14 protein-coding genes and 1 pseudogene are annotated in these 14,609 nt (G+C 36.7%); 7 read left to right on the plus strand and 8 right to left on the minus strand.

The genetic code is table 11. From position 1 onward, the window contains the following. The first annotated feature begins 7 nt into the window (after positions 1 to 7). Both MOC86_RS02885 and MOC86_RS02890 read left to right on the plus strand, forming a co-directional pair. Positions 8 to 1,522: an MFS transporter gene (locus tag MOC86_RS02885; RefSeq protein ID WP_268582630.1), complete on the plus strand. Its 1,515-nt coding sequence runs from the start codon at positions 8 to 10 to the stop codon at positions 1,520 to 1,522. Between the two features lie 43 nt (positions 1,523 to 1,565). Next, a complete protein-coding gene (locus MOC86_RS02890; RefSeq protein WP_268582631.1) occupies positions 1,566 to 2,693 on the plus strand; it encodes a glycoside hydrolase family 88/105 protein in 1,128 nt (375 codons plus the stop codon). A gap of 155 nt (positions 2,694 to 2,848) precedes the next feature. On the opposite strand, the gene kduD is transcribed toward MOC86_RS02890, so the two are convergent. From kduD to MOC86_RS02905, 3 genes are read right to left on the minus strand one after another with little or no spacing between them, the layout of a single operon-like run. Then, on the minus strand, positions 2,849 to 3,631 hold the full coding sequence (kduD, locus tag MOC86_RS02895) for a 2-dehydro-3-deoxy-D-gluconate 5-dehydrogenase KduD (RefSeq protein ID WP_268582632.1): 783 nt from the start codon (positions 3,629 to 3,631) through the stop codon (positions 2,849 to 2,851). Between the two features lie 14 nt (positions 3,632 to 3,645). Continuing rightward, positions 3,646 to 4,476, minus strand: coding sequence for a 5-dehydro-4-deoxy-D-glucuronate isomerase (gene kduI / locus MOC86_RS02900; protein ID WP_268582633.1), 831 nt, complete (start codon positions 4,474 to 4,476; stop codon positions 3,646 to 3,648). Positions 4,477 to 4,502: 26 nt separating this feature from the next. Continuing rightward, positions 4,503 to 5,156: a bifunctional 4-hydroxy-2-oxoglutarate aldolase/2-dehydro-3-deoxy-phosphogluconate aldolase gene (locus MOC86_RS02905; protein ID WP_268582634.1), complete on the minus strand. Its 654-nt coding sequence runs from the start codon at positions 5,154 to 5,156 to the stop codon at positions 4,503 to 4,505. Between the two features lie 330 nt (positions 5,157 to 5,486). On the opposite strand from MOC86_RS02905, the gene MOC86_RS02910 reads away from it, so the two are divergent. The 4 genes and pseudogenes from MOC86_RS02910 (at position 5,487) to MOC86_RS02925 (ending at position 9,687) form a co-directional block, all read left to right on the plus strand. Continuing rightward, positions 5,487 to 6,083, plus strand: a complete 597-nt coding sequence (locus MOC86_RS02910) for a TetR/AcrR family transcriptional regulator (RefSeq protein WP_040058216.1) — start codon at positions 5,487 to 5,489, stop codon at positions 6,081 to 6,083. A 267-nt stretch (positions 6,084 to 6,350) separates the two neighbouring features. After that, a complete protein-coding gene (locus MOC86_RS02915; RefSeq protein WP_268582636.1) occupies positions 6,351 to 8,543 on the plus strand; it encodes an MMPL family transporter in 2,193 nt (730 codons plus the stop codon). A 57-nt stretch (positions 8,544 to 8,600) separates the two neighbouring features. Next, positions 8,601 to 9,331 (plus strand): annotated as a pseudogene (locus MOC86_RS02920) (alpha/beta fold hydrolase). Between the two features lie 131 nt (positions 9,332 to 9,462). Then, on the plus strand, positions 9,463 to 9,687 hold the full coding sequence (locus tag MOC86_RS02925; protein ID WP_268582637.1) for a hypothetical protein: 225 nt from the start codon (positions 9,463 to 9,465) through the stop codon (positions 9,685 to 9,687). Positions 9,688 to 9,754: 67 nt separating this feature from the next. On the opposite strand, the gene MOC86_RS02930 is transcribed toward MOC86_RS02925, so the two are convergent. The 4 genes from MOC86_RS02930 to psiE all read right to left on the minus strand — a co-directional run bounded on the left by MOC86_RS02930 (position 9,755) and on the right by psiE (position 12,713). Then, complete coding sequence (locus MOC86_RS02930; RefSeq protein ID WP_268582638.1) at positions 9,755 to 10,147, minus strand: YxiJ family protein; 393 nt, start codon at positions 10,145 to 10,147, stop codon at positions 9,755 to 9,757. Between the two features lie 63 nt (positions 10,148 to 10,210). Continuing rightward, positions 10,211 to 11,431, minus strand: a complete 1,221-nt coding sequence (locus MOC86_RS02935; protein WP_268582639.1) for a DUF819 domain-containing protein — start codon at positions 11,429 to 11,431, stop codon at positions 10,211 to 10,213. A gap of 149 nt (positions 11,432 to 11,580) precedes the next feature. Beyond that, a complete protein-coding gene (locus tag MOC86_RS02940; RefSeq protein WP_268582640.1) occupies positions 11,581 to 12,228 on the minus strand; it encodes a DUF421 domain-containing protein in 648 nt (215 codons plus the stop codon). A gap of 80 nt (positions 12,229 to 12,308) precedes the next feature. Then, on the minus strand, positions 12,309 to 12,713 hold the full coding sequence (gene psiE / locus MOC86_RS02945) for a phosphate-starvation-inducible protein PsiE (protein ID WP_243513575.1): 405 nt from the start codon (positions 12,711 to 12,713) through the stop codon (positions 12,309 to 12,311). A gap of 155 nt (positions 12,714 to 12,868) precedes the next feature. On the opposite strand from psiE, the gene MOC86_RS02950 reads away from it, so the two are divergent. Next, the gene (locus tag MOC86_RS02950) at positions 12,869 to 13,393 is read left to right on the plus strand and encodes an NAD(P)H-dependent oxidoreductase (RefSeq protein ID WP_268582641.1); all 525 of its coding nucleotides are present in this window, start codon (positions 12,869 to 12,871) and stop codon (positions 13,391 to 13,393) included. 38 nt (positions 13,394 to 13,431) lie between these two features. On the opposite strand, the gene MOC86_RS02955 is transcribed toward MOC86_RS02950, so the two are convergent. Next, a complete protein-coding gene (locus MOC86_RS02955; RefSeq protein ID WP_268582643.1) occupies positions 13,432 to 14,193 on the minus strand; it encodes an SDR family oxidoreductase in 762 nt (253 codons plus the stop codon). Positions 14,194 to 14,609: the final 416 nt, after the last annotated feature.

Here is a 14,609-nt window from a genome sequence, read left to right on the forward strand (position 1 = left end):
GATTTTCGTGCAGAGAAAAATAGGGTTAAGCCATCAGCTTGCTTACGGAAGTGCGAATTTACTTGGAAGTGGGGCATTAGCCATCAGTGGAGCATGGCTCATGTATTTTTATACCACCTTCTGTGGATTATCAATTGTTCAAGCAGCAGCTATCTTTTCTATCGCAAGCGTTGTAGATGCTGTAAGTAATCCAATCATGGGTTTTATTACGGATAATTTTCATAAAACAAGGTTAGGGAAACGATTTGGAAGAAGAAAGTTTTTTATTCTTTTAGGAATACCGCTTATGCTTGTTTATCCAATGCTATGGGTAGAAGGATTTGGGTTTTGGTATTATCTATTAACCTATATTTTGTTTGAATTAATCTACACATCTGTTATGGTACCGTATGAAACAATTGCAGCTGAAATGACAACAGATTTTAGCCTTCGTTCAAAGTTAACAGGTTTCAAAGCCATCTTTGGGAAGATTGCGAATTTCCTCGCTGCTTTTATTCCAGGACGTTTTATTGCTGAATATGGGCAAGACTCACCATTACCTTTCTTTTATACGGGTCTTCTCTATGGAGGGATTATGGTTATCGCACTCATCAGTCTCTATATCTTTTCGTGGGAGCGCTCAGCAGATGAGATTAAAGATGAACGTACAGGATCCTTATGGGAATCATTGAAAAAGCTCTTTATTGATATGATATCAACGTTTAGAGTTCGGACGTTTCGTCATCATCTAGGAATGTACTTGTTTGGATTTGGAGCAGAGTGGCTGTTCGCTTCTGCCTTTACGTATTTCATTGTTTTTGGTCTTGGTCAAAGTTCTGAACTTGTTTCTAACTTATTAAGCTTCAGCTCAATCATGCAGCTTATCTCAACCGCTTTCTTTATTTGGCTTTGCGTGAAAATGGGATTTGCACGTCCATTTCGAATTGCTCTGAATGTTGTTATATTAAGTGTTATCGGCTATACAGCTCTTTACTTTACAGGTTCAGAAAACCTTGTAATTCTTCTGTTTGCAATTACGATGTTCTTTGGCTTAGGAACAGGAGGAGTATTCTACATTCCATGGAACGTATATACATTTTTAGCTGACGTTGATGAAGCCGTAACAGGCAGAAGACGTGAAGGACTTTACGCTGGTGTAATGACGTTTGCAGGAAAACTTACAAGAGCTGTTGTAGTATATATTCTTGGCTGGGTATTAGGAAAATTCGGTTTTGTCTCAGGTCAGTCAACGCAGCCCGAAGCAGCCGTTCAAGCCGTTGTAGGAGTATTTGCTATCGGCGTTATCTGCCTTGCAATTGGAGGGGTAATCTCAGCTTATAAACTAAAACTAGATCGTGAATCACATGGTATTCTAATCAAAGAAATTGACCGTATTAATGGCGGTGGTTCAATGAAAGAAGTTGACAACAAAACGCGCACTGTAGTGGAAGCGCTAACAGGGTTTCCATATGAAAAATGTTTTGGAAACAATAACGTTGGCTATCAGCAGAAGCCAGACATCGACTCAAGTTTAAAAGCATAAGCTTTTTCTCATATAATAAAAAATCTAATAATGAGGTGGAATAATGTTACAAATGAATGATAAGAAACTTTATAATGATTGGGCTGCTAAAACATCAGATTCTGTTATGAAAAGAAGACCAGAAATTAATACAAAATGGGAATATGAAGATGGAGTTGTTCTTCAAGGGATGGAGCTTGTCTTCAACAAAACAGGTGATAGAAAATATTTGGAATATATGATAAAAAGTATGGATTTATTCGTTGATGAGAACGGCAATATTCCAAAGTATTCATCAAATGAATTCAACATTGATCACATTAACAATGGAAAGGTTCTTCTCGCTCTTTATGAACATACAGAAGATGAGCGCTATAAAAAGGCAGCAAATCTTTTAAGAAGTCAGTTAATAAACCATCCACGCACAAGTGAAGGAGCATTTTGGCATAAGGAAATTTATCCATACCAAATTTGGTTGGACGGTCTTTATATGGGATCTGTCTTTTATGCCCGCTACATTAAAGACTTTGGTGAAGAAGCAGAGTTTGAAGATGTGATGAAACAATTTATTCTTTCTTACAAGCATACAAGAGATGAAGAAACAGGTCTTCTTCATCATGCATGGGACGAAAAAAGAGAGCAGCCTTGGTGTGATAAAGAAACAGGCCTTTCAAAACATTATTGGGCACGCTCAATCGGCTGGTATGTGATGGCAATTGTTGATGTACTCGATTACATTCCAGAAAGTTATGAAGGAAGAGACGTTCTTCTTAATATGTTAGAAGAAACAGTAGAAGCAATGATGAACTATCAAGATAAAGAAACAGGAGTATGGTATCAAATTGTAAACCAGCTGGAGCGAAAAGGAAACTATTTAGAGTCATCTGGATCAGCTATGATGCTATATGCCATAGCAAAAGGTGTGAGAAAGAATTATTTATCACAAGACTGGTTTGAAAAAGCTGAACATATTTATAAAGGGATTATTGATGAATTTATCTTAACAACAAAAGATGGGTTAGTGAATGTTAATAAAATATGCCAAGTGGCAGGACTCGGTGGAAAAGATAAAAGAGATGGCTCGTTTGCTTACTATATTAGTGAACCAATTGTGACTAATGACCACAAAGGGGTTGGACCATTCATTCTTGCAAGTGCTGAAATGGAAATGTTGTATGATGAGCAAAAATAAAAAAAGAGTTCTAGCATTTGCTAGAACTCTTTTTTTATTTGCAAACGTCTCTAGCGTGTATGCTTCTAAATCGTGTCCGCTAATTTCTAAATTCATCGCGCTTCCTCTCCTTTGTATAAAAATAAAGCCGCATCATATTGATGCGGCTTAACCGTCTACCGAGCTAACCAACCGCCATCAACGGCTAAAATATGCCCGTTCATATAATCCGAAGCTCTGCTTGATAAAAAGACGGCTGTACCCATTAAGTCTACTGAAGTTGCCCAGCGCCCAGCAGGAATTCGACTTAAAATCTCCTTGTTACGCTGTTCATCTGCACGGATAGGAGCTGTATTTGCTGTTTCTACATATCCAGGCGCAATAGCGTTCACTTGGATGTTGTATTCAGCAAGTTCGTTTGCAAACGATTTTGTAAGCCCTGTTACAGCATGTTTACTTGCTGTATAGGAAGGAACAAATTTTCCGCCTTGGAAGGATAGCATTGAAGCAATATTAATAATTTTACCGCTCTTTTGTTCAGCCATTATCTTTGCTGCTTCTTGACTTAAAAAATAAACAGCATCTTGGTTAATCGCTATTACATCATCCCAGTCTTCTTCTTTATATTGAAGGATAGGAGCCCGTCGGATAGTTCCAGCATTATTAATTAAAATATCAATCTTCTTATAGATATTAAGACACTCTGAAACTACCTGTTTAATAGCTGTGCGATCTGATAAATCTGCTTGATGGAAATGAACATTTCCTCCTGCTTCTTCCACAAGAGCTCGTGTTTCGTCCCACTCTTTTCCATGTGTCACAATAAACAAATCCGCACCAGCTTTAGCAAGGGCAACAGCACAGCCTTGACCTAGTCCTTTATTTCCTCCTGTCACAATTGCTACTTTCCCGTTAAGGCGGAAGAAGTCCATTGAAAATGAGCTTACATCTTTTGTCATTTACATGTTCCTCCTTAGCGTAAGTCTTCCATTTTGACATGATCCATATCATCGTACGTAATGTTTTCTCCGCACATTCCCCAAATGAACGTATAGTTGCTTGTTGCTGTTCCAGTATGAATAGACCAGCTTGGAGAGATTGCTGCTTGTTCATTCTTCATTACAAGGTGTCTTGTCTCATTGGGTTTTCCCATAAAGTGAAAAATGCGTGTATCAGGCTCCATATCAAAATATAAATATACTTCCATACGGCGTTCATGTGTATGACAAGGCATTGTGTTCCAAACGCTTCCAGGAGAAAGCATTGTTAAGCCCATTTGAAGCTGGCAGCTTTCACAAACGTTAGGGTGAATATATTGATAGATGTTGCGCTCGTTTAGCGTTCCTTGCTCACCTTTATGAAGGGGATCAATTTTCTTAATATCAATCTTTACCGTTGGATATGTATGGTGCGCTGGTGTTGAGTTAATATAAAATTTCGCAGGGTTGTTTGCATCTTTTGAACGGAACTTAACGTCTTTCGTTCCGCGTCCAACATATAGTCCATCTCGACCTTTCATTTCATATTCGACACCATCAAGAATAACAGTTCCGTCCGCTCCAATGTTAATAATACCAAGTTCGCGACGCTCTAGAAAATAACTTACGCCAAGCTCTTTATCTAATTTAATTGTTAATTCTTCTTGACTAGGAGTGACTCCACCGAAGATCATGCGGTCGTTATGTGTATATGTTAGATGAACATAATCTGCTTCAAAAAGAGTTTCAACTAAAAAGTTTTTGCGTAATTCCTCTGTTGTTTGCTTTTTTACATCTTCAGGATGATGTGCATAACGAGTTTCCATTTTTCATTCTCCTTTTCGTCCTTAGTTTATTGAAGAGCCATTCTTCCATTTTGAACTTTTTCAACATATTGGCGGGCAAGAAGAGAGATTTGAGAGAAATCGCCTGTTTTGGCAGGAGCCATTAGCTTTCCTCCAACTCCAACAGCAATGCATCCACTTCTAATCCAATCTTCCACATTATCAAGATCAACGCCACCTGTTGGCATAATGTTTACTTGGGGAAGAGGAGTTTTCACAGCTTTAACGTAGTCAGGACCAAATGCGCTTCCTGGGAAGAGCTTTACAACGTCAACTCCGTAACAAAGCGCTTCCTTCATCTCAGTGACTGTCATACAACCAGGCATATACGGAACACCATACAAATTGCAAAGTTTTGCTGTTTCAACATCAAAGCGAGGGCTTACAATAAACTGTGCACCAGCAAGGATAGCGGTGCGGGCTGTAACAGCGTCAAGGACTGTACCAGCTCCAATGCACACGTTAACATTTTTATCGTGGCTAAAAGATAGTTCTTTAATAACTTCCTCAGCTCCTTGAATTGTAAAGGTTACTTCAATTCCTGCAATCCCCCCTGCAATACAAGCTTCTGAAGTTTGAATCGCTTCTTCCTTTGAGTCACCTCTTACAACGGCAACAATGCCGCACTCTGAGATCTTTGACAACACCTGTAGTTTTTTCATCGCATCCTCCAAAAAAGGGAATTATATTAAAAAGTTTAAAATAAAAGATAATTGATAGTGTTCAGAAAATTATAACTTCATTATATAAGAAGAGGGTCAAAACTTCAATGAATAAATGTGAGCAAAGGATTTTAAAAAGCTTGAAAATATAGATATGTAAGCGAGTACGAGCTTACGCTTTTCACTTATTATCCCCTGTTTTTGGAAGTGTTTAAAAAGTGATAAGGAAGTTGCAAAGCTCCTTCTATACTCATCTGTGCTATCTTTTCTTAAATCATGTAAAATAAGAGATAAGGTTGAATTTAGCGGCTATGAAAGGAGCATACCCTTATGGAGAAAAAACGAACAAGAGCGGAAGAACTAGCATGGACAAGGGAGCGTATTTTAAAAACGGCACAAAATTTATTTATGGAGAAAGGCTACCGGGCAGTATCGACACGAGAAATTGCCTCTGAATGTGGTATTACACAGCCAGCATTATATTATCACTTTTCTGATAAAGAGTCATTGTACGTGGCAATGCTTCAAGGATTCGTTGCTAAGATTGGCAAACGTTTAAAGTCTGTGTCTAAACCAACAGTAGCAGAGCGATTAGAAACAATGCTTGAAGTTCTCTCTGAAGAACATCCGTCAAGCATGATGATGATGCTTCACGATACGCTCGTTGAATTTAAGGAAGAAAACAGACGCTTTATTTTTAAGCTTTGGAAGGAAGCATATTTAGATTCGTTTGTTGCTGTTTTTGAAGAGATGAAAAACGAAGGAACATTAAGGGAACAAATCTCTCCGGAAGAGGCGGCACGCTTTTGTTTGCTTACTTTAGGACAAACAATGTCAACATGGGAAGGAAAACCACAATCTTTAGCAGGACAGTTCAAAACCCTTGTTGATCTTATTTTACATGGAACAAAGAAAACGGAAAGCTAGCACATCGAAAGATTGTCAAAAAAAAGAGCACTGTAATATAAATGGGGGTGTGAGTAGGAATCCCCCCGCAATATCACACTATTAATATAATTTATCGATTGATAAGTGAAATGGTTTTATGATATAACGTGAGCGAGGAGATTGTGTTTAAAACTTATCAATTGATTAATAAAGGAGAGAAGCAGCGATGTAGCGCATGATAAGAAATTTTTTTAATATAGACTTATCAATTGATAAATAGAAAGAAGGGATAATATAAATCATTTTATGAAAAAACTCATAAGTGGAATTGTTGGTAAAAAAGGTCGCTGGATTACTCTTATTGTATGGGTTTTACTTATTGGAGTTTTACAAATGGTGCTTCCGTCTTCAAGTACCTATACAGATGACAGCGTTGAGCCACTTCCAAGCAGTGAACCTTCTATGAAAGCTGCTCGTATTGTAGAAGAAAAGTTTCCAAACAGCGATGGTGTACCTGCCTTGCTTACATGGTATAACAAGGACGGCATTAGTGAAAAAGAGCTTACTGCTATTGCCTCTCTGTCAAAAGAGTTGAATGAAAGCAAGCTCCCTCATCAAGAGTTGGCAGTGCCGTATGATAAAATGCCAATGCCTGCTTTAAAAGAACTTGTTTCTGAAGGTGGCACAACCTTTATTCAAACGGTTTTATTTGAAAAAGGAGCTTCTTCTGATGAATTAAAAGAAAGTCTTACAGAATTAGAGACGCGTGTAGATCGTGAGTTTGAAGGAAATCCTCTTAATGAAAAAATAACGTCAGACAGCCTTATTGCTCGTGTTACAGGGCCTGCGGGAATTAGCGTTGATGCAACAGGCTTATTTAAAAATGCTGACGTTTCTTTATTAATTGGAACAGTTTTACTTGTCCTAGTATTTTTACTGCTTATTTATCGTTCGCCAATTTTGCCTTTTGTTCCCCTTATTGCAGTTGGAGCGGCTTATGCTGTTGCAACACCAATTCTCGGTGCTCTCGCAAAGGCTGGCTATATAAGTTATGATTCTCAAGGTATTTCCATTATGACAGTTCTTCTTTTCGGAGCTGGAACAGATTATTGTTTATTTTTAATTTCACGCTTTCGTCTTTTCCTCTATAAAGAAGGGAGTCGTCTTCGAGCTTTAAAACGTGCATTTCTAGATACGTCGGGAGCCATTGGAGTAAGTGGTTTAACCGTTGTTTCAGCACTTTTAGTTTTACTAGTTTCTCAATATGCTACAATTCACAACTTTGCCATCCCGTTTAGCTTATCTATTTTTATTATGATGATTTCATCTTTAACACTTGTGCCAGCACTTTTAAGTATTCTTGGTAGAAGCGCATTTTTCCCATTTGTGCCAAGAACAGAAGAGATGGAAAACGAAAGAGCACAGGAAAAAAATAAAAAAGTTAAGCTTCACAAGCAATCTCGTTTTTGGTATAAAATTGGAGCTTATTCAGCTAACAAGCCTGTTCGTACCGTTATCATTACACTCTTGTTTCTTATTGTGAGTTCCACATTTGTAACAGGAATTAAATATTCATATGATACGCTTTCAGCATTTCCGAAAGATACGCCGTCTCGCGAAGGCTTCAATCTTATTAGCGATGGATTTGGAGCAGGAGATCTCGCTCCTTTAACAGTTGTCTTTGAACAAAATGATGAAAACGAGAATATTAAAAACGATCTTGCTCGTTTAGACGGAATAAGTCGTGTTGACAATTCGGAAACGAGTCAAAGTGATCAAAATTTTGTTTCTTATAAAGTTGAACTTGAACAAAATCCGTATAGTAATGAAGCGATGGATGATGTAGAAGAGTTGCGTAAAGATCTTAAAGAGCTTTCAGGTGACAAAGGATTTGAAAATGTCTGGATTAGTGGTCAAACGGCAGAGCAGCTTGATCAAAGAACTGTTATTGCTCAAGATGAGATGAAGATTATTAGTTTCGTCATCGTTGTAGTAGCACTGCTTCTTTTACTTTATTTACGTTCTATTGTGGCAATGGTGTACTTAATTGCAACAGTATTAATTTCATTTACGAGCGCACTTGGGCTTGGCTGGATTATTCTTCATTATGGATTTGATATAGGAGCTATTTCAGGGCTTATCCCTATATATGCTTTCGTCTTTATTGTGGCTCTTGGAGAAGATTACAACATCTTTATGATTTCAAACATATGGGAAAAGAAAAAAGAGTTGCTGCTTAAGGAAGCAATAAAAGAAGGAGTTGGCCAAAGCGGTGGTGTAATTACGTCTGCAGGAATTATTTTGGCAGGAACGTTCGCTGTACTTACAACACTTCCGATTCAAGTGCTTGTTCAGTTTGGCTTAATTACAGCAATTGGAGTTTTGCTTGATACGTTCATTGTTCGTCCACTGCTCGTTCCAGCGATTACAAGTCTATTAGGAAAATGGGCATTCTGGCCTTCAAAGCTTGGAAAGGTCAAAGCAAGAGAAGAGAATTAAGCGAAGAAATCCTTTGAACTTTGTTCAAAGGATTTCTTTAAAAAGGAGAAAGAAAAGATGAAAAAAGGAATTAAATACAGCCTTATTACGGTTTTTGTTTTGCTACTTATTGGAGTAGGAAGCTTTTTTGTTTGGTCACAACTTACATATGAACCATCAAAAGAGCTTACAACACTTGTTAATAGTGAAAATATACAGCACGAAGACGATACTGTTATTCTTCAACCTAAAAAAAGCAATGGAAAAGGAATTATTCTCTATCCTGGAGCAAAAGTAGAGCCAGAGGCGTACAGCTACTATGGAAAAAACTAGCAGGAGATGGATATTTTGTAGCTATTCCACATGTTTTACTGAATTTTTCCATTTTCGATCAAAATAGAGCAGAAGATATTATTGAAAAATACGATGACATTGAAGAGTGGTATATTGGGGGACATTCTCTTGGAGGTGTTAGTGCCGCTTCTTATGCCTATAAACATCCAAAAGAGATAAACGGCATTATTTTCCTTGGGTCTTATCCAAATGAAAGTAATGATTTTTCGGAAAAAGAACGTCCAATGCTGTCTCTCTACGGAGAGCTTGATGGTTTATCAACTAAAAAGAAAATAGCACAAACTCATCATCTCTTATCTAAAGGTGCAGTTGTGCATGAAATTAAAGGTGGAAATCATGCTCAGTTTGGACTATATGGAAAACAAAAAGGAGACAACAAAGCGACAATCACGCCTAAACAACAGCAAGATGAAATGGTTCGTGTGACAAAAGAATGGCTTCAAAAGGTGAGTTGAAAAGATGATTGTATGAGAAACATATCCTCTTGGGTGGTAGGGAGATAAATTAAACATGTATTAACTATAGTTTAACCAATTTTTAACATTAACCTTGTATCCTTTCAAGGAGAGTTGAAAGGAGTGACAAGATGGGAAAGAGAAACAAAGTTCGTATAAAAGCAGTAATTATTTTAAGCTTTTTACTCGGTTTTCTAGCCTTTTCAATATATGTGTATCATCAATACGAAATAATAAAAGAAAAAAGCGTGCTTAAATACGAAGGAAATCTCAGCATTTTCAGTGAGATAGGATGGAATGTAGATAATGAAGGAAAGGGAGGATATGTTCATTTTTTAAACAGGAGTAAAATGTAATGTAGGAGATATTTTCACTCGTTTTTGTAGAAAGAATCAAGGATGAAGAGAATGAAAAGAGAAGGGGTTATTTACTTAAAACCCCTTCGTTCTCTACATAGCGTAAAATAAGTCTTCGTGCTTCTTCATTTCTAGCATACTCCCGATAAAAAAGCGGGTACTGGTTCATCTTGTTTTCTAAAAAAGCATATTGAGGAAAAGCTTCAAAGAAAGTGAGACTAAGAGCATTCATCTGTCGCTCAGGAATTTTCGTTCCTTTTCCGCGCAAAACGTAATTAACGCTTCCTACAATGTTCATCATGTATGTATTAAGATCAGCATTAAAATAAGCTTCAGACGTTAAACACTCTTTAAAATCTTTCTTAATATTCTTTGTTTCTTCATACGGGAAAGGATCGTATAGTTCCTCATTTATTTCTTTTAATCTTTCATAAATCACTATGTTTTCGATTGTAGGCACCGCCTTTTACAAAATATACTAAACTATTGAATATAATACCACTATTTGGATAGTTTGGTGCATTTAAAATGTTAAAAACCAGTGACCAAGTAGAAATCCAATATAGTTTCCAATAATATACCCTAATGTGCCAACAACTAAAATAGGTCCTACTAAATTTCTCCACCCTTTTGCAATTGCCATTGCACTTGCTGTTGTTGGACCTCCTACTGTTGCATTGCTTGCTAGAACAATATGTTCAAGATCAAGCTTAAATAGTTTTCCAAATAGAAGTCCTGTTCCTAAGTTAAATAAACCAACAATTGAAACGAATAAAATTAAAAGCGGGGCTTTTTCAATAATTAAAGAAATTGAAGCAGGGGCACCAATCACAACAAAGAAAATGTAAATAAGATATGTGCCAAGTTCTTGTCCGCCCCTTATTTTATTAAAATAGTTTGGGAAGAAGTAGATAAAAAGGAACGTAAGCGTTGAGAGGAGCAAATATTTTTCTCCTAACATACCATTTAGAAAAACTACAATCCCTGAAGTATTTTCATCACTAGGAATGACACGATCGAAAAATTCGGCTAGTTTAAATGAAAGAACAACTAAGAAAAAAGAAGTCCCAACAGAGGCGGCAACATCTTTTAAGGAAATTTCCTTTCTACGCCAATACTTTGATGCAAGTGTTTCTTCTTTATTTACTCTTCCACGTTCAAGCTCATCAATATGCGGAGTGTTAAATCGTTTTTTAAAAAACACAAGAGATGGAATGAGCATAAAAAGAGCAAACATAGCAGCCATCACCATATTATCTGCTACAACGGTTGCTGATACCATTTCACTAGAAGGTTCGAACCGGGCTACTACAGCCGCAAAGTTAACACCGCCTCCAACATAAGAAGCAGCAATAGCAGCAGATAGTTTGGCAAGCTCTGGAATATGATCTTTCAAAAGAAAGAAACCAATTGAGCTTCCGATAACAGTACCAATAGCACAAATCAAGAAAGTTAAAATAAGCTTTTTACTTTCTTGAAAAAGTTCTCTCATATTAATGTTAAAAAGTAAAAGGGGGATTGCGAGTGGAACAAGGTATGTCCATACAGCATCATACACAGGAGACTCTGTTGGAATAATGTTAAGGTTGGAAAGAATGAGAGCGCCGAGTAGGGCAATTACGGCTCCTGACAGGACTGAGGCCCACTTATATTTCTGTTCAAGAAAAATACTAATCGAGGCCCAAACAGCCAATATTCCCCAAAGCATCCACGTATCGTCAGATTGAACAATTGTATTTATCATATAATCCTCCTCCTTTTCCTTAAACAGAGGTTGATTCATGATGTGAAAAACTGTTAAAGAGATATAATTAGCTGTATTGTAGCATATAGAGAAAATGAAAAAGCAAACAAAAGCTTTCTCTGCTTCTGTGAAAGGAAAGAAAGCTTTTTTTACTCTATTGCTGCTTTATTATCAAGCATTTCAATATAAAATTCTTCATTTGTATAACTACAAATGAAAATATCTTGAATTTTCTCGTTTCCTAATTTTGTTAACTCTTCTTTTAACCATTTTTCATCTTTATTAATCAGGTTAAGGTGTTGTTTTTGAATATTTCCATCTAGAATAAGCGGAAGTGAAAAATCATCTTTATGCTGAAAAACCGATAAATGTCCCGTTGGTTCTAAAAGAGCAAAGCTTACTTTTGAGATGTCTGCAATATCTTTGCTGCGAAGTTGAAGATATAAATCATCTAATGTATAGCCGAGGTCACGCATCACCTTTTGATTACATTTTCCATGTTCAATAACAAGTGAAGGACGCCCATCCATTATGGCTCGAGCTTTTTGACTTTTAAGCGTTACTTTAGAAAGGATAAACTGAATAATAATTAGTAAAATAATAGGAAGAAGCCCTTTGAAAATGGAGCTTTCAGGATTTTCGATGGTTAATACAGCTAAGTCTGCAATCATAAGGGTAATACCAACATCTAAAACACTAACGTCTCCTAGGTCTTTTTTTCCTGTTAAGCGAAAAAAGATTAGGATGACAACAAACATAAACGGCGTGCGTAAAAGCAGATGAAAATATTCGTCCATCATTTTCGCTCCTTCACATAATCTAAAAGGGTGTTTTATAAGTAGGTTTGTCAGATGATGGTTTTTTATGCGAGGATTTTTTAGTCATCACGAACAAAGCGCAGATTAGCAAGAAGAAGAGAAATAATAAGAGTTAAAATGGCTAGCGTATAGACGAACGTTGTCATTGGTTCTTCATGATTAACGATAATTAATCGAACAATGGCTGTAACTGCAATATAAATAAAATAGCGAAGGGGAAAATGATTGTTGTTTTGAAAGTATTTCACAACAAGACTTAAAAATTCAAAGTAAAGGAAATAAACGAGAATGCCCTCAACAAGAGAGTAGTAAGACGTTTTGTCATCGTGTAGCGCAAGACTTTGAATCAGAAAAATGGTTTTTTTAACAAGAAACAAAGAAAGAATAATGCCTAAAAAGAAGATCATTGTATTTAAAATGCGCTGAAAGAAAATAGAAGCATAGTTATCGTGATTTCCTTTCACAGTTTGTCACTCCTTCAAAGATGGATAGCACATCGGCTATTCTTTAAATATATTCACCTAAGGAAAAAACATGTCCATAATCAAAAGTGTAATCATTAGGCTGAAATGAACTAGGCTGTTAAAATAGAAACAAGAAAATAAAAGGAGGATTTCATATGAAGGTTTTAGTGATTATCGCTCATCCTGCAATTGAACAATCAACAGTTAATAAAGCATGGAGGGAAGAGCTGAAAAAGCATGATAATATAACGGTTCATGAACTTTATCAAGAATATAAAGAAGAGATCGACGTGCAAAGAGAGCAAGAACTTTGCGAAGCGCATGACCGTATTGTGTGGCAATTTCCGTTCTATTGGTATAGCTCTCCTTCACTTTTAAAAGAGTGGCAAGATAAAGTACTTACATACGGATGGGCATATGGATCAAATGGGAATGCGCTGCATGGAAAAGAGCTCATTTTAGCGGTTACAACAGGAAGTGGCGAAGAGAAGTATAGAGCAGGAGGACTTAATCATTATTCAATGAGCGAGCTGTTGAAGCCGTTTCAAGCAACAAGTAATTTAATTGGCACGACTTTTTTACCTTCGTATCTTTTTTATGGTACATCCGAAGCAACAAAAGAAGAAATTCAGAAAAGTGCTAAAGAGTACGCGGAGTATATTTTAACACCCCTATCATAGAACTTCCCCCTCGCTTTATAAGGAAGCGAGGGAGGGAGTTAAAAGTCAGGATTTCCTTTTAAAAACCCTTCCCACGCTTTTTTCATACCTTCTTCATTTTCCTCTCGTGAAGCATGAAGCCTTTTTTCCGAATCTTCATAGCCAATTTCTAAGTCTCCTTTTTCAAAGCGCTCAAAAATCGAGTCAGCAAAAGCATTTAATGGAGCCCCCAACGTATGAAGCCCAACCCCTCCTAAATCTGTATTCACAGCTGGTGGAAACACTTCTACAACAGATATATGAGTATCCACGAGCTGAAGACGAAGAGAAGTTGTAAAAGAATGAACAGCTGCTTTTGTAGCACTATAAATAGGCACCCATGCACCAGGTCTTATTGCTAATCCTGATGAAATATTAATGATTGATGCATCTGTTCGAGTTAGAAAGTAAGGAATGAATAACATGGAAAGGTGGATTAGTCCTTCAACATTAATATGGATTTCCTTGCTGTAATAGTCCCAACTCTCCGTTGCTTTTAACACATTTACTCTTTGTTGAATTCCAGCATTATTTACTAATACATTAATACCCGGAAAGTGAGACGTAACCCATTCAAATAAAGAAATTCGTTCTTCTTGTTTAGAAAGATCACATCCTTTTGTATGCAGTTCAGGAAATTTTTCTTTTGCTTCCTGAAGCTTTTCTTCACGACGGCCTACAATAATAACGTTGTTTCCTTTTTCTAAGAAGCGCTCGGCAAAAGCTAACCCAATTCCTGAGCCTCCCCCTGTAATGAGGACGGTATTTCCAGCCATTTTCATTTTGTATTCCTCCCTTTTTTAAGAAGCTTTTTTTTATTCATTTTCATCCTTTTAGATTTACCAAACATTTTATAAACATGCTTTCTACAAATGAAGAATTGAATCAGGACAATTAACCATTTTTTCGTTTCAGAATAAGATGGGTTGACGAACAAAGAAAAGGAAATAGGGAGTTAGAAAAGCTAGCAGAGAGACGAAACAAATTATTTTGTTTTGATCAACTAGATTTGCGAGAAACCGAAAAAGTAGAAAAAAATAAAGAATATATTCCAAAATATCACCGTTGATGAAGAGGTATACCTAATTAATAACGCCGCAATATTAACTCCAGTTGCTCCAGTAGAAAAAAACACAGAAAGAAAAATTGTTGATTATATGTAAAAAAGCCTTAATTGTTGTTAAGGCTTTTTAGCAAC

The organism is Priestia endophytica, from assembly GCF_026790145.1.
GTDB classification, from domain to species: Bacteria; Bacillota; Bacilli; order Bacillales; family Bacillaceae_H; genus Bacillus_I; species Bacillus_I endophytica_A.

Coding starts and splice junctions, on each gene's coding strand:
- MOC86_RS02890 (WP_268582631.1), top strand. CDS start 1,566: ATGTTACAAATGAATGATAAGAAACTTTATAATGATTGGGCTGCTAAA.
- kduD (WP_268582632.1), bottom strand. CDS start 3,631: ATGACAAAAGATGTAAGCTCATTTTCAATGGACTTCTTCCGCCTTAAC.
- kduI (WP_268582633.1), bottom strand. CDS start 4,476: ATGGAAACTCGTTATGCACATCATCCTGAAGATGTAAAAAAGCAAACA.
- MOC86_RS02905 (WP_268582634.1), bottom strand. CDS start 5,156: ATGAAAAAACTACAGGTGTTGTCAAAGATCTCAGAGTGCGGCATTGTT.
- MOC86_RS02910 (WP_040058216.1), top strand. CDS start 5,487: ATGGAGAAAAAACGAACAAGAGCGGAAGAACTAGCATGGACAAGGGAG.
- MOC86_RS02915 (WP_268582636.1), top strand. CDS start 6,351: ATGAAAAAACTCATAAGTGGAATTGTTGGTAAAAAAGGTCGCTGGATT.
- MOC86_RS02925 (WP_268582637.1), top strand. CDS start 9,463: ATGGGAAAGAGAAACAAAGTTCGTATAAAAGCAGTAATTATTTTAAGC.
- MOC86_RS02935 (WP_268582639.1), bottom strand. CDS start 11,431: ATGATAAATACAATTGTTCAATCTGACGATACGTGGATGCTTTGGGGA.
- MOC86_RS02940 (WP_268582640.1), bottom strand. CDS start 12,228: ATGGACGAATATTTTCATCTGCTTTTACGCACGCCGTTTATGTTTGTT.
- MOC86_RS02950 (WP_268582641.1), top strand. CDS start 12,869: ATGAAGGTTTTAGTGATTATCGCTCATCCTGCAATTGAACAATCAACA.
- MOC86_RS02955 (WP_268582643.1), bottom strand. CDS start 14,193: ATGAAAATGGCTGGAAATACCGTCCTCATTACAGGGGGAGGCTCAGGA.